The sequence below is a fragment of the Mucilaginibacter sp. cycad4 genome (assembly GCF_034263275.1).
Lineage (GTDB): Bacteria > Bacteroidota > Bacteroidia > Sphingobacteriales > Sphingobacteriaceae > Mucilaginibacter.
The window spans coordinates 3475455-3496859 of record NZ_CP139559.1 but is presented as its reverse complement, the minus strand read 5'-3'; the positions used below and the strand labels follow the sequence as shown (position 1 = coordinate 3496859).

The window sequence follows — 21405 nt, the reverse complement described above, 5'->3', positions numbered from 1 at the left end:
ACAGATATGTACCTGCTCCTTAACTCCAACGCCATTTCCCACAGCCTGATACAGGCTTTTAGCTGGATGCTGATCCATTCACTATGGCAGGGTTTGTTGTTGTCGGTTATGAGCGCGGTGGTGATGCTGCTTACCAAAAAAGCAAGCGCGGCAGTAAGGTACAACCTGGTACTTGTACAGTTTTTACTGTTTGTTGGCGCCTGCCTGTTCACTTTTACCTGGGAGTGGAGTAAGCATCCGCAGCAAAATATGGTACAGTTTGGTGATGTCATAGGGAGCAGGGCATCGGCTTTATTAAAGCTTAATGCCGATGGGGTCCGAAATTTTGCCAATATCTGTATCGGTTATTTTACTGCCAATGCACCAATGGTGGTACTGCTATGGTTTGTGTTTTTCCTGTTCCGCTCAGTAAGGATGATGCGGGGGCTCATGTTTATCCATACTGCTAAGCACAGGGATGTGTCTGAACCGGCTGGTTACTGGAAAAACAGGGTTGAGCTGCTTTGCGAAAAGCTGCAATTGAAGCGGGCCGTACGGCTGCTGGAATCGGGTTTTGTAAAAATGCCCATGGTTATAGGGCACCTGAAGCCGGTTATCCTGATCCCGGCAGGTTTACTGTCCGGTTTACCGCCCGAGCAGGTCGAAGCGGTAGTGTTGCATGAACTGGCCCACATCCGCAGGCACGATTATATTGTTAATTTTTTACAAACTGTTACCGAAACTGTATTTTTCTTCAATCCGGGTTTGTTATGGATTTCGGCCCTGCTGCGAGACGAGCGGGAAAACTGCTGCGATGATATTGCTATAGCACAAACAAAAAATAAGCGGGAGTTTATACAGGCACTTATCAGCTTTAAAGAACATTCGCTTTACGGCTCGAGTTATGCGGTTGCATTTCCTGGCAAAAAAAATCAGCTGCTGCAAAGGGTAAGTCGCATCCTGGGGAATAAAAACAAAGCAGTAACCTCGGGCGAGAGGGCATTTTTGATAGGCGGAGTTATCATCTTTTCGGCCATCATAGCTACTGCCGCCATTGCACAGATCAGGAAAATTAATTATCCGGATAACAGCAGTCCCCATATATACAAACAGAAACAGCGAGCGATGCAACCAGCCGGCGTGCAATCCACAGTAACGGTAAAACAGGCCGGGAAACCAAAGCGCCTAAAAAGCAAATACGTTGCCGATATTCAGAAGCGTACCTATCCAAAGGAAAATGTAGTTATGGCTAATGCCGGGGCTGTTTCTCCGCAGGAGGTGGTTGAGCGTGACGCATTGGCAGCGAAGCAGCGGGCCGAACAGGAAAACCGGCAGACCTTAGCTGATAAAGCTCAGTTTAACCGGGAACAGGAACAAGCCAAACGCGACCAGGAGCACGCCAAAATAGATCAGGAACAAGCGCGCCGTGATCAGGAGCAGGCCATGCGTGATCAGGCCCAGGCCAAACTTGACCAGGAACAGGCAGAAAGGGATCAGATACAAGCTAAGCGGGATCAGGTGCAGGCGGTAAAGGATCAGTCACAGGCAAATAATCAAAAAACAGCACCTATAAGGAGTAAAGCAAGCGTTCAGGATTAAGCAGTTAATTTTCTTATTTGGTTTGTAAGACAGGAGTGCACCCTGTTTTATAGGCCGGACTATGTAATAATCGCAATTTGTAATTATCAATTTTTAAACTGTCCCTGGGCAGAAGGGAAAGCTATTGCCCAATTTTTAACCTTTAAATCAACAGAAAAATGAAAACCAATTATTTAAGAAGTGCCCTTTTGCTGATTGCAGCAACGGCATTAACAACCGCAGCAAACGCCCAAAAGCCGGCAAAAAGAACAGCCTATGCAGCATATAACAATTATGATACCTTTGATGGTAAGGGGCGCGAACGTATCCAAACTACCTGGAAAGGAAAAACTTACCAAATGGAGCTGGCAAACAACAAGCTGTTGGCTTTGGCTGTTGACGGCGAAATTATCCCGTCAACCAAATGGGGCGAATACAGTACAGCTATTGCCGCCATCCGCGAGCAGATCAGGAAAGACCGGATCCAGGCTAAAAAAGATCAGGCCCAGGCTAAACTTGACCAGGAACAAGCCCGCCGTGATCAGCAGCAGGCAAAGCGCGACCAGGAGCAAGCGAGCCGCGAACAGGCCCATGCAAAACTTGACCAGGAGCAAGCCGAACGTGACCAGGTGCAGGCAAAGCATGACCAGGAACAAGCTGCAAAAGATCAGCAAGCAGCCAAACACGATCAGGAGCAAGCTGCCCGTGATCAGGAACAAGCCAAACGTGATCAGGAACAGGCTCACTTAGATCAGATCCAGGCCAAAAAAGATCAGGCAATAGCCGCCGAAGACCAGCGCCAATTAAAACTGATGATCAGCGATATGGTGACCGATCATATCATCCCGAATGAAGATGGGTTACATGAACTTTCATTTAACGCAGAGGAAATGATCGTAAACGGTAAAAAACAGCCTGAAAGCGTATTTAAAAAATATAGTGCAAAATATCCGCGCTTTGCCCAAGGCAATACCAGTTATGAAAATGGTAAAAGGCAGTTTAATGGGTTACATATCCATAGGGATTAGGTATAACGCAGACGCTATAATTTGAAAATAGTTAACGGCAAACGAAAGCGTTATTGCGAGGTACGAAGCAATCCCAAACTTTACAGAGCGGCTCTGCTCATCGGGGATTGCTTCGTAATGACGCTTTATATTAATGCGTTCGTTAACGTATATAAAGAGCAGAGCATAAGTCAATTTTCTTGCTTTTTCAAATTCCTCGCCCTTAATTTACTCAAAAACTCGGGCGAAATACCCAGATATGAAGCTATATAATGTTGCGGCACTCTTTGCGGAATATTGGGGTAACGATTAATAAACTCCAGGTATTTTTCCATAGCTGTGGTGGAGATGGTTTTAAATAGCCGTTTCTGAATTACTGTAAGGTGCCTTTGCAGCATGAGCCTGAACATGCGTTCCAGCTTGGGCACTTCAGTTAACAGGCGCTCTTTTGAATCGCGGGTGAGGATGAGCAGTTCACAATCTTCCAGGGTTTCAATGTACATGGTGCAGGGACTTTGATCCTGGAAACTGGCCAGGTCGCTTACCCACCAGTCTTCAACCGCAAATTGCAGGGTCACTTCTGCGCCATTCTCATCAATAATATATTCGCGGATACAGCCTTTGTTTACGTAGGCTTCAAAGTTGCAGATATCGCCGGCGGCAAGCAGGCGGGTCTTTTTGGGTACTTTACGGTATTCCAATAGCTCATTAAACAGCGTTGTTTCTTCGGCAGTTAAATTAACCGATCGTGCTGCGTAATTATTGATATTTTGAAACATGGTTCAAATATAAGCCCGGTTATGACCATACCTGCAAATATTGGCCGGTAAATAATTTCATTTCTTGTCCCAGTTCAATGGATTTTTAGGATAGATAAATCAATTTTACACCATCTAATTTTTTATTGATCAAATATGACCTATCTACCCAATCAAAACCGTTATCAGGATATGGAATACCGCCGTTGCGGTAACAGCGGCTTAAAACTGCCTGCAGTATCGCTTGGCTTATGGCATAACTTCGGTGGTATCGACAGCCTGGAGAATGCCCGCAATATTTTACGTTTGGCCTTTGATAAAGGCATTACCCATTTTGACCTCGCCAATAATTACGGTCCACCGGCAGGATCAGCCGAGGAAACTTTCGGCCGTATTTTTAAGGACGACTTTAAAAACTATCGCGATGAGTTGATTATTTCGAGCAAAGCTGGATGGGGCATGTGGGAAGGTCCGTATGGTGACTGGGGCTCAAAAAAATACCTGGTAGCCAGTTTGGATCAAAGCCTTAAACGGATGGGGCTTGATTATGTAGATATTTTCTATCACCATCGCCCTGATCCCGAAACCCCTATTGAAGAAACCATGGGTGCACTGGACCTGATAGTACGCCAGGGCAAAGCTTTGTATGTTGGGATCTCAAGCTACAGCGCTTCCGAAACCGAAAAAGCCGTTGCCGTATTGAAAGAACTAGGCACGCCATGCCTCATCCATCAGCCTAAATATTCCATGTTCGACAGGTGGGTTGAAGGTGGTTTGCTTGATGTGCTGGAAGATAAAGGCATTGGCTGTATCCCGTTCTCACCGCTGGCACAAGGTTTATTAACTAATAAGTACCTGAAAGGTATTCCTGAGGGCTCAAGGGCCGCTGCTCACCGTGGTAACGGTGCTATTGACGAAGATGCGATAACTGAGCAAAACATAGCCAAAGCCGCAAAACTGAATGAACTTGCCCTGCAGCGCGGTCAAAACCTGGCGCAGATGGCGTTATCGTGGATCCTGAAAGATAAGCGCATTACTTCTGTATTGATCGGCGCAAGCAAACCTGAGCAGGTTACTGACTCTATCGGTTGTTTGGCTAATACTTCATTTACGGATGAAGAGCTGAAGTTGATCAATCATATACTGGCTTAAAACTAACCAATTTCGAAATAGCGTGATCATTTGTTGTAAGCCTTCGGTGTAAACCGGAGGCTTTTTGTTTTGAATTAATAGCCAGTTTATTACCTTTGCACCAATAACAAGGAAAACTCTCAAAAATTAGAGCCATGTAATCTCATTAGCATAAACATTTAATGAGCCTCCCCATCCCAGGGGAGGAGGTGAATTTCTATTTCTTTTAATTAAAATTTTACAACATGGCTATATCACAAAAATATGGTCGTACGTATCATTATCCGTTTTCGCCGGGTACAACCAGCGACGACAGGATACAGCACGACTATTGGCAACATATACAAAAAATACCCACGCTTATCCATACCGAAAAGCTGGATGGAGAGAATAACTGTTTATCGCGATACGGTGTTTTTGCACGTTCGCACGCGGCGCCAACGATTTCTGCCTGGACTGAAAGCATCCGCAGGTTTTGGCAAATGATCAAAAATGATCTGGGCAATTTGGAGATCTTTCTTGAAAATCTTTACGCCATCCATTCCATCGAATACCGGAACCTTGAACATCATTTTTATGTTTTTGGCATCCGTGAACATGACCGTTGGCTAAGCTGGGAAGAGACTAAATTTTATGCAGCAATGATAGGGCTGCCAACCGCACCCGAAATGGGAATAGTTCAGCGGCCTTCCGAACAATCTGTATTTGAGCAGGAGGTTTTGGCACTTACCAAAGGAAGGGGAACTTTAGATCCTTATGATGTACAGCACGGACAGCCTGCAACCATCGAAGGAATAGTCACCCGAAATGCGGATGGTTATGCAGTGAATGATTTTGCACATAACGTATTTAAATATGTACGAAAAGGGCACGTTAAAACTGACCAGCACTGGACACGCAGTTGGAAACGTGCACCTTTAAAAAATGAAGGAGGTACCTATGTGGACCATTACTGAAAATAAAGACTGGGCATATCTTGAAACTCGTTTTGATTGGATAAAACGGATGGAGAATGTACCCCAGGATGCCATCTATCATGCCGAAGGCAATGTGGCTATCCATACCAAAATGGTGTTGGAGGCGCTGATGGCGCAGCCGGCTTACCAGCAATTATTGGCACAGGAACAGGAGATCCTTTGGGCTGCTGCATTGCTGCACGATGTTGAAAAGTACAGCACTACTGTAATTGAACCCGATGGCCGGATCACCTCAAACGGACATGCCCGCAAAGGAGCTATGACTGCAAGGCAGATCCTTTACCGGGAAGCGCCGGCGTCTTTTACTGTACGTGAGCAGGTGGTTTCCCTGGTAAGGTATCACGGACTACCACTTTGGGTTTTTGAGAAGCTCGATCCGGCAAAAGCACTCACTATAGCAAGCATGGAGGTTAATACCCAGTGGTTAGCATTGCTTGCCCGTGCCGATGTATTAGGGAGGATCTGTACCGATCAGGATGAAATGCTTTATAAAATAGATTGTTTTGAAGCTTTCTGTCGCGAACAAAGCTGCTGGGGTACTGCCCGCAACTTTGCAACCAACGAGGCGAAAATGTATTATATGCAGCATGAAAACGCTTACTCCGATTACGTACCGTTTGAGCAGCCTGGCGCTGAAGTAATATTGATGAGTGGCCTACCGGGAGCAGGTAAAAACACGTATATCCAAAAGCACTACCCGGATCTGCCGGTTGTATCGCTTGATGATATCCGTGTGGCACGAGCTATCTCGCCTACTGATAAAAGTGGTAATGGCATGGTGATCCAAGAAGCTAAGGAGCAAGCCAGGGTATTTTTAAGAAAGCAAAAAAGCTTTATCTGGAATGCTACTGATATTACCAGGCAAATGCGCCTGCAATTGGTTGAACTGTTCATAACTTATAAGGCTGCTGTAAAAATCATTTATGTAGAAGTGCCTTACCGCGAATTGCTAAAACAAAACAGGAACCGCGAAGCAGCTATACCAGATATTGTTTTGGAAAGGTTGATTGATAAGCTGGAAGTTCCGGCCCTATGGGAGGTACATGAGGTTAGTTATAGCGTGGCCGAAGTTATTTGAAAATTAAGCGCCGCCAATTCTGGTGGCGCTTTTGCTGATGCTAAGCCTCTTTTTGCTTCCGCATGCGCCAAATAAAGCCATCAAGCACATAGTGGGTTGACTGCGGCAAGGCTAAAAACGGAACGGTTAAGGCCAGCAGCATATCGCTTTTAATGGATGGCAGCTCTGCAAAGATCCTGAATACCGAAACATGCTCTTTCCAGATAAGGCCATCCCAAAGACCTTCTTCTACATAAGCAAACAAAATAAGCAGTCCGATAAATGAAAGTACCCCGTATTTGCTAAAAGTGATTTTCATGAATTGGGTTCGGTAGCTCTTCCAGCCGGTGAATTTTTTCTGCTCATAAAACCAAACCAGGGCCATATACGGGATGCCGTGCGATACCACGTTGAGCGTGGTAAAAGCCATGTCCCCATTATAATAAACAATTCTGCGCTGGATAACAATAAGTTATATTTAGCGGATGTAAATTCAGATAAAATGTGAAGTCCAGGTTTGTAGGGCATTAGTTTAAATAAATTCGGAACTAAAGATATGAAAATATTTATAGTACTTGATTATAAGCTTTATCCAGGTAACCTGTTTTAGTAATGGAGGAATCTGATCGTTTATATTATTGTTTAAGTGACAATTAAAAGCATTGTTTCGGCGGCTAATGTTAAGGAGGCTAATTTTAACTTTATATGAATTTTATTTGAGATTAATATGATTTACTCTTATAGCGGTCGTTTGAGGCATATAAAACAATTTAGCATGAACCGTTACTGGTAAGTAGATCATCATAGAAAAATTATTTTAATTGTTTTTTGAACAATTAAAATAATTTTATACCTTAGATTTTCATTAGCGTGATAACCCCGCTTTAATGAAGGCCAATTACCAATTATATTGATTTAAACCATACTTAACCCGTTTCGGGTTTTGATAAAAGTAATTATAACCGATAAAGGAATGTTGGATACCGAAGTTAAGTACTTGCTTAATGATATTGCTCTAAACAGCAGCAGGGCTTCCTTTAAAAGGCTGTACTTATTTTATTATGGTAAATTGTTTGGCCTGGCAAAATCACTGGTAAAACAGGATGAATTGGCCGAAGAGATCACCAACGACGTTTTTATGAACCTGTGGGCACGCCGGGCATCGTTGGCCGAAATCAATAACTTTACTTATTACTGCTATACATCGGTAAAAAATAAATCACTTACCTGCCTCGCCAAAAATCAGCTAAAAAGCGTGAATATTGATGACGTTCATATAGATGTTGCCGATTCAAGTGCAACAGGGGAGGATAAGCTGGTTTGCGAGGACCTTACCAAACTGATCAATACCACATTAAGCAAACTATCCGCCCAATGCCGTCTTGTTTTTAAGCTGATAAAAGAAGACGACCTGAAATATCGTGAAGTAGCCGATTTACTCGATATCTCCATAAAAACTGTTGAATACCACATGGGCAACGCCCTGAAAACGCTTGTGCTGGGGTTAAAGGATGCCCAGAAATTGCCGGTTACAGTTAGCCACGAAAAAATTTCAAAAAATATTTAATTTCCTACTGGGGTATCCCGATTATTTACAGTCTTTATATATAGAGCCGTAAATAATGATTAATAACATCTGGATACTTATTGGTAAAAAGTTAAATGGTGAAGCTTCGCCCGAAGAGTTACTTGAACTTGAGCAACTGTTACAGCAACAGGGGGATACCATTATGTACCCGATGGATGAGCTGGAGGAGATCTGGAAAAATGATCAGCAAATCGCCGGGGATGAAAAACTGCTGAGCAAATGGGATGCTTTTGACGCCGAACTTGATGCCATTGAAGCAAAGGAAGCTGAAGAGGCTGCGCAGGTTATCGCCATTCAAACTAAAAGGAAAAAAGCCAGGATCGTTAAAATGGGCTCGTTATTGGCCGCAGCCTGTTTAATATTAGGTATCTTTTGGTTTACCCGCAAAGAAACTATTGCACCGGGAAAGTCAAATGAAATAACTGCTCCTAAAAACGGGATCAGTAAAATTCAACTGCCTGACGGTAGCCGTGTCTGGCTCAATATGGGCAGCAGACTTACCTACAGCAATGATTTTGGCACCGATCAAAGACGGGTGTCCCTTGTAGGTGAAGCTTTTTTTGACGTGGTTAAAGACCCGCAGCGCCCTTTTGTGGTTACCACGCCAACCATCAGTATCAGGGTATTAGGTACTAAATTCAATGTGCGCTCGTATAAAAATGATAAAACATCCGAAGCCGCACTCATCCGTGGTAAAATTGAACTTACCGTTTTAAAAAATCCTGAAAAAAAGATCATCCTCAACCCTTCAGAAAAACTTACGGTAATCAATAATCAGGAGCTCCATATAAAAAATAATGTTCCAACAATTAAGGTGGCCGAGGAGACGCCACTTATAGCACTGAGCCGCATTCATCAGGCAAAAAAAGATACGCTGCCGTCTGAAGCTTTATGGCTCGAAAATAAACTGGCCTTTGATGCCGAGGATTTTGAAAATATCGCTCAAAAAATGGAGCGCAGATATAACGTGAATATCGTTTTTGAAAATGATGATGTAAAAAAGCTGCGTTTTACGGGGAAATTTCAAAAAGAATCGATTAGCAAGGCTTTATTGAGCTTGCAAAAAACAGCTGCGTTCAGTTATAAAATTGACACTAACCAAATTGTAATTTATTAATTAATAAACCTTTATGAAATAGCCTATGCGTACATAAGTATCAAATCTTAAACCATAAAAAATGGGAAGATGTTCCCGCATCCCCCCATTATAATGTGGTACAAGTTAACTACCAGTCCTTCTATAAACCAAATAGTTAAAATAACCTTAATGCTAAATTATGAAAAAAAATGAACACCGCATTAACCCATTGCGGCTGAACCAATTTTTGAAAGTACTTCTTATGTGTAAATTTATCCTTATCCTGGTCCTCGTCTCCTCGTTGCAGGCGTTTTCAAAAGGATATGGTCAGACAAAGATCAACGTAAATTTCCAAAACATACCTTTAAAAAAGGCGCTTAAGGAGATCGAAAAAAAATCTGACTATCGCTTTTTGTATAACGATGACATGTTGTTAAAAAACGACGTGCAGGCCAGTTTAAATACAAAAGATGCATCGCTTGAAGAGGTGATGAAAGCTGTACTTAGCAATACCAACCTCGGTTACACGCTGAGTGACAATAACCTGGTTATCCTTACCGAAAAGGGCAAGGCCATGGCCCCGGGCGCTGTGAGCGGTAAAGTTACCGACGAGTCTGACCTGCCCATGCCTGGCGTTACCGTGAAGGTAAAGGGCACCAACGTCAGCGCTCAAACCGATTTGCAGGGACGTTATACTTTAAATATACCCGATGGTAATGCCAGTAGCGTGGTGCTTGTGTTTTCGTTTGTTGGCTATGCCACGCAGGAAATAACAGTTAGCGGCAACTCGTTGATCAATGTACAGTTAAAGGCTGCATCCAACTCGTTAAATGAAGTAATTGTGGTGGGTTATGGCACGCAGAAAAAGGAAAATCTTACCGGTTCTGTTACTGTAGTAAACCTTAAGGATGCCAACAAGCGTGTAACACCCGATGTTGCAAGAGCGCTGCAGGGCCAGGTAGCAGGCGTACAGGTAAACGGATCTGGTGTTCCGGGGGAAGGTGTTTCTATCCGCATCCGTGGTGTAAGCTCATTAAATAGCAATAACCCATTATTTATAATTGATGGCGTGCCAACATTTGAGCCTTTTGATTTTCCAAATACTGATATCGAAAGTTTACAAGTGATTAAGGATGCATCTGCCGGTGCAATTTATGGGTTTCGTGGCGCTAATGGTGTAGTTATCATTACTACCAAAAAAGGCAAGAACGGTCCCATGAAAATCAACTATAATGGTTACGCGGGCTTTCAAAAAAATCCTAAAACGTTATCCGTTACCGATAGGGTAGGTTACCAGCAAATTGTTAATGCCGCTGAAACTAATGCAGGTTTGTCATTAGCGCCGGGCAATGACCCATCATCAAGCAAATTCATCAGCAATGTAAATACCGACTGGCAAAAATCTGGTTTCAGAACAGGCTATACCCAAAGCCATGACCTGGGCTTATCGGGAGGTAACGATAACATGAGTTATAATGTTGCTTTTGATTATTTTAACCAAACCGGTACAACAGTATCCGGACCGTCGTATACGCGTTATAACCTGAGCGGTAATATCCAGGGTAAAAAAGGCATTGTATCCTTCGGTACCAAATTTGCTTATACAGAAGGTGATTATAACAACCTGGCGTACCCGCATTTACATGGTACCGGCAATCAGATAGTTGACCTGGTAACGGCTATCCCAACTATGCCTATCTATGACCCTAACCGTGTTGGCGGTTACGGCGGTGTTGATCAAAACACGCAAAGGGCTATTTCCCTTAACATTATTGGCGTAAATAATTTATTGAACAGCACAGGGCAGCGTAACCGCATGCTGGCATCAGCCTGGATGGAGGTAGATATACTTAAAAATCTGAAATACCGCATTAGCGGAAGTTATGATCGCAACGATTTTAGAAACACATACTTTGACCCTATTTATGATCTGGGCTGGTTTTATCCAAACACAACAGCCTACTATAGTGATGCCCGGGGTAATTATTATACCCAGCTGATAGAAAACACGCTGAGCTATAAGCTAAATGTAAACAAACATAATTTCGAGATACTTGCCGGTACAGCGTATCAAAAAAATGCTAACAGTAATTTAACAGGTGTTGCATTAAATTTGCCACAGCCGTACTTGTTCGCGCTGGATAATGTAAGTAATCCTGCCAATAAAACAGCTTATAGTAATAACACGCTTACTAAATTTTACTCTCCGATATTTGCGCGCCTTAATTATAATTATGACGACCGTTACCTGCTAACCTTTAACTACAGACGCGATGGTAGTTCGCAGCTTACATCCAAAAATCGCTACGGAAATTTCCCGGGTGCATCCATAGGCTGGAACATCAATAAAGAAAAATTTATCCACCTGCCAGAGGTTATTACGCAGTTAAAACTTAAAGCCGGGTACGGAATATTGGGTAACATCAATGCGTTATCTAATCCATATCCTTACCAAACCATTGTAAATGGAAACGCTAGTTATGTGTTTGGTAATACACTTGCCACGGGAACAACGCAAACCCAGGTGTTTGACCAAACCAATAAATGGGAGGGTAAAAAAACAACTAACATTGGCCTTGATTTAAGTTTGTTCCATGATCAGCTTGCATTTTCATCTGAGTATTATATCAATAAAATTACCGGTGTATTGTTAGGGGTGCCTATTCCGCCTTCAGTAGGGGCAATTAATACGCCGCTTGTTAATGCCGCCTCGTTTACCAATAAAGGTATCGAGTTTACGGTAACATATCGCAGTAAGGACACAGGGCCGTTTAACTATACCATAAGCGCAAATGCTTCTACTGTTAAAAACAAGGTAACATCATTAGGCAATGGCGGTAATCCGATATATGGTGCGTACAGCAAAACAGCAGTAGGTGGAGAAGTAGGTCAACTATACGCCTTTAAAACTGAAGGCATTTTTAAAGATGCAGCTGATGTAGCCGCCCACGCCACCCAAACCGGCGCCGCTCCCGGTGATGTTAAATTTGTTGATACCGATCATAACGGCATCATCAATGATAACGACCGTGTTTACTTAGGTTCCGCTATACCAAAACTTTACTATGGCTTCAACTTTAGCGCCAACTATAAAAATATTGATGCATCAATATTTATACAGGGTAACTACGGCAGTAAAATTGCCAACGGTGTATACCAGGCTTTAATGACTGGCCAATATACCAATGCCAGCACCGATGAGCTGAACTACTGGACACCAAGCAATACCAATACCAACGTTCCGCGTCCGATAATCGGCGACCCTAATGCCAATAACCGCAATTCTGACAGGTTTATTCAAAGTGCCTCATATGCCCGCCTGCAAACTGCGCAATTGGGTTATACTTTGCCGGTATCAGTATTAAACCGCACACATGTGTTCAGGAGTGTAAGGATCTATTTGTCGGGCCAAAACCTTTATACCATAACCAAATACAAAGGTTACGATCCTGATTTTATTAACGATGGTACCATTAACCGTGGTTTCGACTACGGTTCGTTCCCTAACCCGCGCACTTTGCTGGTTGGTTTACAGGTTGGCTTATAATTATTGATAAACATTAAACATTAGTATAATGAAAAATATATTTAAAAAGACCGTAGTTACCGGCCTGGTACTATCGGCTTTTGTAATGGGTTGTAAAAAAGGTAGTTTGGATACGGTAAACCCTAACGCGCAAACCACCCAAACATTCTGGAAAACTGCCGACGACGCTGTAAAAGGGATAAACGCCGTATACGGCAGTTTAATTATTGATGGTTCATACATGCGCTTTTCGCCGATAGTTGAAAATACAAGGGGCGATGACGCTACAAGCTACAGCCCCTGGGACCAGATCTATAACATGGGTAAATTCAACATGCAGAGCACAGGAGATGGCGTGCTGTTTTCATGGACTGCCTACTACCAGGGCATTTTGCGCGCAAACGAGGTGCTGAAATATGTGCCGGATATTAACATGGATGCTGAACTAAAGAAACGCGTATTAGGACAAGCATATTTCCTGCGTGGACTGTACTATTTCCACCTCGCCGATTTTTATAAAAACGTGCCGATGCCATTGCTTCCAGCTGCATCAAGCGCCGATTATTTCCAGAAACAGCAACCACAGGATGTTGTTTGGGCGCAGGTGATCAGCGATTTTAAAGCTGCTGAAGGCATGCTGCCAACAACCTATACTGGTTTATCTCCCGATGGGCAAACCGGCCGCGCTACAAAAGGTGCTGCGGCAGCATACCTGGGTAAAACTTATCTGTTCACTAAGAAATATGCCGAGGCGGCTGCCGAGTTCAAATCAGTTATTGATATGGGTACCTATAGCCTGGTGGCCAATTATTACGATAACTTTTTTGCCAATAATGAAAACAACTCCGAATCGATTTTTGAGGTTCAGTTTTCAAGGGATGCCGGCGGTACTGATCTGGGCTGGGGAGGTGATCCGTCATCGGGATGGGGCCGTACATCCGCCCGGGCTATCACTTTTGGCGCAGCAAGTTTTGGTTTTACCGATGTACAGCCAACGCCTGCATTATACAATGAATATCTGCAGGAAAAAACAACCAGCGGGGGCGTTGACCCACGCTTGGATGTAACGATGTACTACAATAAACCCGGCGAAAAATTATACAACCAGGATTTTGCTGCCCGCTACGCCGGCAGCTCGTCATTAAATGCGCTGTTTTGCCATAAGTATGAAAACGGCGATAGCGGCCAGGCCGACGAGTATGACTGGAGATCGGGTATTAACGAAAGGTTGATGCGTTATGCCGATGTACTGCTGATGTACGCTGAGTGTTTGAACGAATTGGGCCAGACAAACGATGCTTATCAATACATCCAGCGGGTGCGCAGCCGTGTTGGTTTGCCAAATCTGGCCACAGTAAAACCAGGCATGAGCCAGGCTGAGATGCGTGAGCAGATAGGTCACGAACGTTTCCTGGAGTTTTCATTGGAAGGCCACAGGTTTGATGATATCCGTCGCTGGGGCTGGTTACAGGATCCAACTAAACTGGCCTGGCTAAAAGCCCGCGACCCTGAATTTAATACTTACACCGCAGGTAAGGAGTATTTACCGATACCGCTTACCGAGGTACAAACCAATGTTGGTTTAGTGCAGAATGCGGGGTATTAGCCCCACCCAACCCTCCCCGGAAGGGGAGGGCTTTTAAAATCCCTTGACGAGAGGGCACACGACGGGTAAAGGTTGTGGCAGGGGTGTGTTATGCGTGCGATTATTAAAGCAGAAACACACCCCTCCACCTCTCTCAAGACGGGAATCGCACAATCCGGCGCTTTTCGCGAAGATTAGTTAATAAATAAACAAATAAAGAAAGTCTCCCTTCCGGGGGAGATTTAGAGGGGCTGATTATGAAAAATCTATACTTAATAACGGCATTGGCAACGGTACTGTTTTCCTGCTCAAAAAAGGAAACACCTACGCCAGCTAAAACGGATACTACTACTACACCGGTAACAACAACGTTTGATATCAATAGTATCAGTGATACTTATGCAGATATAGCGGCGTTTACGTATTACCCTAAATGGACGGTGTATAACGTGCATGACCCGTCCATTAAAAAGTTTGGCGATTATTATTACTGCTATAGCACCGATGTGGCTTTTGGTACCGATGTACGGTCGGGTTTGCAAATCCGCAGGTCGAAGGATTTGGTGCAGTGGGAATATGTGGGCTGGGTATTTTCGTCATTACCGGCGCAGGGGGCCGCCTATATTACGGGTAAAGGCGGCACGCCTTACAACGCCTTATGGGCACCTTATGTTATGAAGGTAGGTTCAGAGTACAGATTGTATTATTCGCTTTCATCGCCCGTGGCGCGCCTGAGTGTTATCGGTATGGCGACGGCTTCATCGCCTGAAGGACCCTGGACGGAAAAAGGTCTCGTGGTAACATCGGCTAATGATGCCAGTATCCAAACTAACGCCATCGACCCAACAGTAATTACCACAACAAGCGGCGAGCAGTATATGTACTACGGCTCGGCCTGGGATGGGATCTATATCCTGAAACTTGATCCTTCAACCGGTTTAGCGGCCAATTCTGGCGATAAGGGCAAGCGCATAGCTAACCGCGGCTTTACCGGCGGCAAATACAATGGTAACATTGAAGGCGCCGAGGTGATCTATAATCCCGATCTGAAAAAGTATTTCCTGTTTATCAGTTATGACTGGCTGCAAACCAAGTATAACGTAAGGGTAGGGCGGGGCGATAGTCCGACCGGTCCCTTTTATGATTATAACGGGCATGACATTAATACCGATGAGGATCATGGGCCAATGATCCTGGCGCCTTATCAATTCACCAATCAAAGCGGCTGGCAAGGTACAGGCCATTGCGCGGTGTTTGACAATGGCAGCGGGCAATATTATATGGCACACCAGGGCAGGCCGGGTATCAACTCCTATTTTATGGACCTGCACGTTCGTAAAATATCATGGACAATTGATGGCTGGCCGATAGTATCGCCTGAGCGATATGCCAATGTCGCCCAGACAGCAATAGTGTCGACCGATGTGGCCGGAACCTATGAAAAGATCACGCTGAACTACCACATTGTACCAGGTTATGGTACCGAGCAAACCAATCCGGATTTCCAGGTTTCAACAACCTTTAAACTGGATGCTGCGGGTACTATTGATGGCAATGCGGCGGATAAATGGACATTCACCGCTCCATGGCTTGAGCTTAAATACAGCAACGGCGACACTTACAAGATAAAAGTTGAACGTGAGCGCGACTGGGAAAACAAAATAACATCAACCCTGATATTTACCGGGTTGGATAACCATGGCACCGCCATTTGGGGAAAGAGAAAACAATAGGTTTGTTTTTATATAGGTTGGTAGCCCTTCGGTTTAAGTACCGAGGGGCTTTTTTATTTATTGCAAAGCACAATAAATGTTATGTTTTTAGAGCTGGTATTATTGCATAATGTATTGAAACATAAAATCTTTTCCACAATTGATTGTTTTTCTGTTACTTATTCGTAACTTGAATTTACCAAATTAACCTGAGTATTTATGAAAAGTGTAAAGCATATCCTGGCCCGCAAGGGGAACAACGTTACTGCAGTACCCGCCGAAACCACCGTGTTTAATGTATTGAAACTGATGGCCGAAAAAAACATCGGATCGGTAGTGGTAACTGAAAATGGCAGGTATATGGGCCTGATGACTGAGAGGGATTACTCCCGTAAAATCATTTTAATGGGTAAACACTCCGACGAAACCACTGCCGGGGAAATTATAAGTACCAATTTCCCGAGGATCACTCCCGAATCATCAGTTGATGAATGCATGCTGATCATGAGCGAAAACAATATCAGGTATTTACCGGTGTTTGATGCGGCAGATCAGTTGTGTGGTATCATTTCTATGAGTGATGTGGTGTACGAAACCATTTACTCGCAAAGGGAAACCATTGAGCAATTGCACAGCTACATTCAATCAACATAAACAGAAAACGCTTTTAATTACTGACTACGGTTAACCTGATATTTGTTTCGCATAAATTATCAAAACAAATATTAGGTTTGTTAACCATTGCATTATTTATGAAGCCCCTTATTATTTGTTTGTGTTTAAGTTTTCTTTATTCTGCTCCTATTAGTCAGCAATCTTCATTTGATGCTTTTTGCAAAGATTTTGTAACGGGCTATACGGAATTGCATTTGCCCCAATTGGAGTTAAGCTACGTAAGCGGATTAGAACACATCGGCACCGTTGCTGATGTGCAAAAACAGTTAACCTTTTTTACAAAAGTAAAGGCTGATTTATCGGCCTTCAAAGCAGATCAGCTCACCGAACCGGAAAAAGTAGATTATCAGCTGATAAGCTATGAAACCGGCCTTAATTTAGAGCGGATTAAACTTGAGCAGGGTTGGTTAAAAAATAAGCCTGCCGCTATCCCCGCAGGTGGTATTATCACTATCCCTAACGGCAAAGCCTGGTATGCCTACCTGCTAAAACGCTGGACCAGCGCCAGCGCAACACCTGATGAAATCTACCGGTTTGGCCTTACCGAAGTGGCCCGCGTTCAAAAGCATATCGAGGCTATCCGCCTGCAAACCGGGTTAAGCGAAGATGATTTTTATAAACATCTCAATGATCCGTCCTTTTTTATTAGTGACCCGAAGGCAGTACAGCAATCCTTCGAAAATACCAAAGAGATCATTTACGCCAACATGCCCAAATTGTTTGATAATACCAACATAGCGCCGCTAAAAATTGTAAAAGGCGAAAGCAGGCAACTGGCCCAAACACCCGGCTATTACGATAATAATGTGTTTTACTACAATCTTTTTGATAAGCCATACAATAAGCGGCAGGTCGACTGGCTTTTTATCCACGAGGGTGTTCCCGGTCATCATTACCAGGCGAGTATGGAGGCTCAAACCAAAACATCGGCAGTGCAGCAGTTGTTTTATTATATGGGCTTCGCCGAAGGCTGGGGTGCCTATACCGAAGAGTTGGGCAAACAGCTTGGCGTATACAAAACACCTTATGACGAGCTGGGCAAATGGGAGTGGGATATTGTGCGGTCGGTACGTGTGCCTTTGGATGTGGCGTTGAACTATTATGGCTGGACAGATGAACAGGCGCTGGCTTTTTGGAAAAAAAATATCCGCGGGCAGGATGAGATCGCCATGCGCGAGATTGCCCGCATGCGCCGCTGGCCGGCACAAGTGGTTACCTACAAGTATGGGGCATTACAAATACTGCACTGGAAAGAGCAATTGCAGCAAAAACAAGGTGCCCAATTTAGCAACAGGGATTTTCATTCACGCGTGCTTGACCACGGTTCGCTGCCGCTGTTTATGGTGAAGGAAAACGTGTTTAAAAAGAGTTAAATCTTTTGCTCTGCAAGTTAGTTGTTTAAGGCTACCGTGTGCACATTTAAAAAAATTGTCATACGATAGAGCAGGAGGCGGGTTGGGTGGTGGAGCGAAAGAGAAATCTTCTGCATTAGGCTCTACAACCATACCTGTAAAAGCAGGGTGTAGCAGATTTCTCCTCACCTCAGGCGCACAATCCTCACTCTTGGTTCGTCGAAATGACATTTTTTCTATTAATAAAAAGATGCCTGCAGGCAGTAGTGTCTAAAGGCAGCAGCAGAGGTGCTAAAGGTTTGTAGTAAATTAGGCTCTGACAGATTTAGCGTGCCGGAGGTATGCAACTTCTGCGCTGTTTCATGTTAGTCTAAATCCCTTTATTCAACAACTCCTGGTAGCAATCAATATACTGGCCCACGTGGATGCCATCAACCAAAGCATGGTTTACATGGATGGATACCGGCATGGTGCGCTTACCATGATGCCCGGTCATTTTACCGAACGAAACCTTGGGGCAGCTATCCGCAAATGAAAACATGCGCGCGTGCGACAACGAAGTAAAGTTGATCCACGGTAGTGAAGAATAACGGATCACGTTGTTTAAAGCCTTGCGTTCAAGCAGGTTGTTGCTTTGTACACGTTCTATTTCTTTGGTGGCTTCGCGGTTAAAATCTTCAAACAAAGGATGAAAGGGCCATTCCCCAAATCCAAATGTGCCGTTAGCCCGCGGAATAGTCGAACTGGCATCAATCCGGTCATAAATAAATACTTCGTCGCCCTCCATCCGGTACTTGAATGGTTCAATAATTTGCGATGCTGCTAAGGACTGGTACATGGTATAAAGAAAAAACGAGATCCCGTTATCCTTAACAAACTTATAGGCGGCTGTTACATCAACATTTACGTTTACACCATAATAGGGCTCTTCAAACTGTTTAAAAAAGTTGTAATGCTCTTTCCTGATCCAGTTTTCAATATCTACTTTTTGTTTCATAACTATTGTCACCGCAATAATAGGGATATTAAGTCGTAAGTTAGAAGTACTAAGTATTAAGTCAAAAGCTTGTTTTTTGACTTAATACTTACGACTACAGGTTATATTTAGCTTAATTTCGAAACAAACTAATCTGCCTCAAAATGTCATCTTCCTTAAATAATCCCCAACATCAAAAAGCCGAAGTTTTTAAAGCCCTGCATGAGCGCGATGGCTTGTTCATTATCCCTAACCCATGGGATGCCGGTTCGGCTAAAATTTTAACAGGATTGGGCTTTGAAGCTTTTACCACCACAAGCGCCGGGTTGGCCTACGCACTTGGCCGGCCGGATGGTCATGCCTTGATCAGTCGCGATGAAACGCTTGATAATGCACGCGCTATTATCAACGCAACGCATTTGCCGGTAGCTGCTGATTTAGAAAATGGTTTTGGTGACACGCCGGAGATTTGTGCCGAAACTATTTTGGCGGCAGCAGGAGTGGGATTGGTTGGCGGTTCGATAGAAGATGCTACGGGTAATGATAAAAATCCTATTTATAATTTAGAGCTTTCTGTTGCACGGGTAAAGGCAGCTGTTAAAGCAGCGCGGAGCCTGCCTTTTCATTTTACGCTAACTGCCAGGGCCGAAAATATGATCCACGGGAAAATAGACCTGCAGGATACCATAAAACGGCTTGTTGCTTATGCCGATGCTGGTGCCGATGTGCTTTTTGCGCCCGGCCTCAAAATAAGGGAACAAATAAGCGAAGTAGTAAAAGCCGTAGCACCCAAACCTGTAAATATTGTGTTGGGCGCGGCAGGTTTTGACATCGGTTTTCATGAACTTGCCGACCTGGGTGTAAAAAGGGTAAGTCTTGGTTCGGCATTGGCAAGAGCTGCTTTAGGGGCTTTTCAAAGGGCAGCTGTTGAGTTAAGCAAGGGTAGTTATAATTTTGTGGATGACGCTGTACCTTATCTGGAATTAAATAAAATTTTCGGAAAATAATTCAATCTCTTTTCTATCCCTAACCATGCTGGTTTTTGAACTGTTTTGGCTTTTGGTCACTGCCATAACCCGGTAATATTCAGTAGGTAAAGCCTGTTCGGATTGATATATCAAAATACCAAATGGTATATATTTATATCTTTGCGCCGATTTTAATAAAACCATCATGTTAAACAGAGTAGTTATAACAGGTCTGGGCGCTTTAACACCGCTTGGAAATAATGTAAAAACTTATTGGCAAAACTTAGTTGCCGGTAAAAGCGGGGCGGCCACCATCACCCGTTTTGACGCATCCTTGTTCCGCACGCAATTTGCCTGCGAACTGAAAGATTTCAATATCACAGACCACCTTGATAAGGCCGAATTAAAACGTACCGACACCTTTACCCAATACGCATTGGTAGCCTCTGATGAAGCTATCCGCGATTCGGGTTTTGATTTTAATAAAATGGACCCGTTTGATGTTGGTGTGATCTGGGGAAGCGGACAAGGTGGTATGGAAACTTTTGAAGAGCAGGTAACCGAATATGCCAGGGGTAACGGACAACCTCGGTTCAGCCCGTTTTTTGTGCCGAAGTTTATTTCCAACATGGCATCTGGTATGATCTCTATCCGCAACGGTTTTATGGGGATCAATTATACCACGGTTTCGGCCTGTGCAACCTCCAATACTGCCATTATGGATGCCTTTAACTATATCCGTTTGGGTAAGGCTAAGGTTATAGTTACCGGTGGTTCTGAAGCGCCTATTACCCCAGCTTCAATTGGTGGTTTTAGTTCGATGAAGGCCATGTCGGCCCGTAATAATGATCCGCAACACGCTTCAAGGCCATTTGATATCGATCGTGATGGTTTTGTTATGGGCGAAGGTGCCGGTGCTTTGGTGTTGGAAGATTATGAGCATGCCGTGAGCCGTGGCGCCCATATTTATGCTGAAGTAACCGGGGCATCTATGACCGCCGATGCATACCATATGACAGCCACACATCCGGAAGGATTAGGTGCCGCCCGTGCCATGCAGCAGGCGCTTACCGAATCGGGTTTAAGTATTGAAGATGTCGACTACCTGAATATGCATGCTACTTCAACGCCGGTAGGCGATCTTTCTGAGATCAACGCCCTGCTTGCAGTTACCAAAGGCAAAGCAACAGATACTATTATAGGTTCAACCAAATCCATGACCGGTCACCTGCTGGGTGCCGCCGGTGCTATCGAAGCTATTGCAGCCATAAAATCAATTGAAAACCAGGTGATCCCGCCAACAATCAACACCACAACTCTGGATCCTGCTATTCCGGATACTTTAAAGTTTGTATTGAAAGATGCCATCGACCATAAAGTAAAAGTAGCTATGAGCAATACTTTCGGCTTCGGCGGGCATAATGGGATTGTTGTATTTAAGGCAGTGTAAAGTAATTG

17 protein-coding genes are annotated in these 21405 nt (G+C 44.0%); 14 read left to right on the top strand and 3 right to left on the bottom strand.

What is annotated here, in order from left to right; genetic code table 11:
* Positions 1-6: 6 nt before the first annotated feature.
* Both SNE26_RS14060 and SNE26_RS14055 read left to right on the top strand, forming a co-directional pair.
* Positions 7-1578: a M56 family metallopeptidase gene (locus tag SNE26_RS14060; protein ID WP_321559972.1), complete on the top strand. Its 1572-nt coding sequence runs from the start codon at positions 7-9 to the stop codon at positions 1576-1578.
* A gap of 158 nt (positions 1579-1736) precedes the next feature.
* The gene (locus SNE26_RS14055; RefSeq protein WP_321559971.1) at positions 1737-2585 is read left to right on the top strand and encodes a hypothetical protein; all 849 of its coding nucleotides are present in this window, start codon (positions 1737-1739) and stop codon (positions 2583-2585) included.
* 170 nt (positions 2586-2755) lie between these two features.
* On the opposite strand, the gene SNE26_RS14050 is transcribed toward SNE26_RS14055, so the two are convergent.
* A complete protein-coding gene (locus SNE26_RS14050) occupies positions 2756-3343 on the bottom strand; it encodes a Crp/Fnr family transcriptional regulator (protein ID WP_321559970.1) in 588 nt (195 codons plus the stop codon).
* A 135-nt stretch (positions 3344-3478) separates the two neighbouring features.
* Here SNE26_RS14050 and mgrA point away from each other — a divergent pair, with 135 nt between their 5' ends.
* From mgrA to SNE26_RS14035, 3 genes are all read left to right on the top strand, one after another.
* On the top strand, positions 3479-4474 hold the full coding sequence (mgrA, locus tag SNE26_RS14045) for an L-glyceraldehyde 3-phosphate reductase (protein ID WP_321559969.1): 996 nt from the start codon (positions 3479-3481) through the stop codon (positions 4472-4474).
* Between the two features lie 224 nt (positions 4475-4698).
* A complete protein-coding gene (locus tag SNE26_RS14040) occupies positions 4699-5409 on the top strand; it encodes an RNA ligase family protein (protein ID WP_321559968.1) in 711 nt (236 codons plus the stop codon).
* On the top strand, positions 5378-6508 hold the full coding sequence (locus tag SNE26_RS14035; protein WP_321559967.1) for an AAA family ATPase: 1131 nt from the start codon (positions 5378-5380) through the stop codon (positions 6506-6508). Before SNE26_RS14040 ends, SNE26_RS14035 begins: the two co-directional genes overlap by 32 nt.
* Positions 6509-6548: 40 nt before the next feature.
* Here SNE26_RS14035 and SNE26_RS14030 read toward each other — a convergent pair whose 3' ends face one another.
* The gene (locus SNE26_RS14030) at positions 6549-6917 is read right to left on the bottom strand and encodes a hypothetical protein (protein WP_321559966.1); all 369 of its coding nucleotides are present in this window, start codon (positions 6915-6917) and stop codon (positions 6549-6551) included.
* A gap of 513 nt (positions 6918-7430) precedes the next feature.
* Here SNE26_RS14030 and SNE26_RS14025 point away from each other — a divergent pair.
* The 7 genes from SNE26_RS14025 (at position 7431) to SNE26_RS13995 (ending at position 18024) form a co-directional block, all read left to right on the top strand.
* The gene (locus SNE26_RS14025) at positions 7431-8054 is read left to right on the top strand and encodes an RNA polymerase sigma-70 factor (RefSeq protein WP_321559965.1); all 624 of its coding nucleotides are present in this window, start codon (positions 7431-7433) and stop codon (positions 8052-8054) included.
* 55 nt (positions 8055-8109) lie between these two features.
* Positions 8110-9192, top strand: coding sequence for a FecR family protein (locus SNE26_RS14020; protein WP_321559964.1), 1083 nt, complete (start codon positions 8110-8112; stop codon positions 9190-9192).
* 160 nt (positions 9193-9352) lie between these two features.
* Positions 9353-12700, top strand: a complete 3348-nt coding sequence (locus tag SNE26_RS14015; protein ID WP_321559963.1) for a TonB-dependent receptor — start codon at positions 9353-9355, stop codon at positions 12698-12700.
* 28 nt (positions 12701-12728) lie between these two features.
* Positions 12729-14285, top strand: a complete 1557-nt coding sequence (locus SNE26_RS14010; protein WP_321559962.1) for a RagB/SusD family nutrient uptake outer membrane protein — start codon at positions 12729-12731, stop codon at positions 14283-14285.
* A gap of 236 nt (positions 14286-14521) precedes the next feature.
* Complete coding sequence (locus tag SNE26_RS14005; RefSeq protein WP_321559961.1) at positions 14522-15997, top strand: arabinan endo-1,5-alpha-L-arabinosidase; 1476 nt, start codon at positions 14522-14524, stop codon at positions 15995-15997.
* A gap of 198 nt (positions 15998-16195) precedes the next feature.
* Complete coding sequence (locus SNE26_RS14000; RefSeq protein WP_321559960.1) at positions 16196-16630, top strand: CBS domain-containing protein; 435 nt, start codon at positions 16196-16198, stop codon at positions 16628-16630.
* A gap of 98 nt (positions 16631-16728) precedes the next feature.
* Positions 16729-18024 (top strand): DUF885 domain-containing protein, encoded by a 1296-nt coding sequence (locus SNE26_RS13995; protein WP_321559959.1) that lies wholly within the window; start codon positions 16729-16731, stop codon positions 18022-18024.
* Between the two features lie 349 nt (positions 18025-18373).
* On the opposite strand, the gene SNE26_RS13990 is transcribed toward SNE26_RS13995, so the two are convergent.
* Positions 18374-19000 carry a chloramphenicol acetyltransferase gene (locus tag SNE26_RS13990; RefSeq protein ID WP_321559958.1) on the bottom strand — a complete coding sequence of 209 codons (627 nt, stop codon included), beginning with the start codon at positions 18998-19000 and terminating at the stop codon, positions 18374-18376.
* A 143-nt stretch (positions 19001-19143) separates the two neighbouring features.
* Between SNE26_RS13990 and SNE26_RS13985 the strand changes: the two genes are divergently transcribed.
* Both SNE26_RS13985 and fabF read left to right on the top strand, forming a co-directional pair.
* Positions 19144-19986: an isocitrate lyase/phosphoenolpyruvate mutase family protein gene (locus tag SNE26_RS13985; protein WP_321559957.1), complete on the top strand. Its 843-nt coding sequence runs from the start codon at positions 19144-19146 to the stop codon at positions 19984-19986.
* 166 nt (positions 19987-20152) lie between these two features.
* On the top strand, positions 20153-21397 hold the full coding sequence (fabF, locus tag SNE26_RS13980) for a beta-ketoacyl-ACP synthase II (protein WP_321559956.1): 1245 nt from the start codon (positions 20153-20155) through the stop codon (positions 21395-21397).
* Positions 21398-21405 lie beyond the last annotated feature (8 nt).

What these genes read in the sequence shown, in the direction of transcription:
- SNE26_RS14060 (WP_321559972.1), top strand. Translation starts at nt 7, where the DNA reads ATGTACCTGCTCCTTAACTCCAACGCCATTTCCCACAGCCTGATACAG.
- SNE26_RS14055 (WP_321559971.1), top strand. Translation starts at nt 1,737, where the DNA reads ATGAAAACCAATTATTTAAGAAGTGCCCTTTTGCTGATTGCAGCAACG.
- SNE26_RS14050 (WP_321559970.1), bottom strand. Translation starts at nt 3,343, where the DNA reads ATGTTTCAAAATATCAATAATTACGCAGCACGATCGGTTAATTTAACT.
- mgrA (WP_321559969.1), top strand. Translation starts at nt 3,479, where the DNA reads ATGACCTATCTACCCAATCAAAACCGTTATCAGGATATGGAATACCGC.
- SNE26_RS14040 (WP_321559968.1), top strand. Translation starts at nt 4,699, where the DNA reads ATGGCTATATCACAAAAATATGGTCGTACGTATCATTATCCGTTTTCG.
- SNE26_RS14035 (WP_321559967.1), top strand. Translation starts at nt 5,378, where the DNA reads ATGAAGGAGGTACCTATGTGGACCATTACTGAAAATAAAGACTGGGCA.
- SNE26_RS14030 (WP_321559966.1), bottom strand. Translation starts at nt 6,917, where the DNA reads ATGGCTTTTACCACGCTCAACGTGGTATCGCACGGCATCCCGTATATG.
- SNE26_RS14020 (WP_321559964.1), top strand. Translation starts at nt 8,110, where the DNA reads ATGATTAATAACATCTGGATACTTATTGGTAAAAAGTTAAATGGTGAA.
- SNE26_RS14015 (WP_321559963.1), top strand. Translation starts at nt 9,353, where the DNA reads ATGAAAAAAAATGAACACCGCATTAACCCATTGCGGCTGAACCAATTT.
- SNE26_RS14010 (WP_321559962.1), top strand. Translation starts at nt 12,729, where the DNA reads ATGAAAAATATATTTAAAAAGACCGTAGTTACCGGCCTGGTACTATCG.
- SNE26_RS14005 (WP_321559961.1), top strand. Translation starts at nt 14,522, where the DNA reads ATGAAAAATCTATACTTAATAACGGCATTGGCAACGGTACTGTTTTCC.
- SNE26_RS14000 (WP_321559960.1), top strand. Translation starts at nt 16,196, where the DNA reads ATGAAAAGTGTAAAGCATATCCTGGCCCGCAAGGGGAACAACGTTACT.
- SNE26_RS13995 (WP_321559959.1), top strand. Translation starts at nt 16,729, where the DNA reads ATGAAGCCCCTTATTATTTGTTTGTGTTTAAGTTTTCTTTATTCTGCT.
- SNE26_RS13990 (WP_321559958.1), bottom strand. Translation starts at nt 19,000, where the DNA reads ATGAAACAAAAAGTAGATATTGAAAACTGGATCAGGAAAGAGCATTAC.
- SNE26_RS13985 (WP_321559957.1), top strand. Translation starts at nt 19,144, where the DNA reads ATGTCATCTTCCTTAAATAATCCCCAACATCAAAAAGCCGAAGTTTTT.
- fabF (WP_321559956.1), top strand. Translation starts at nt 20,153, where the DNA reads ATGTTAAACAGAGTAGTTATAACAGGTCTGGGCGCTTTAACACCGCTT.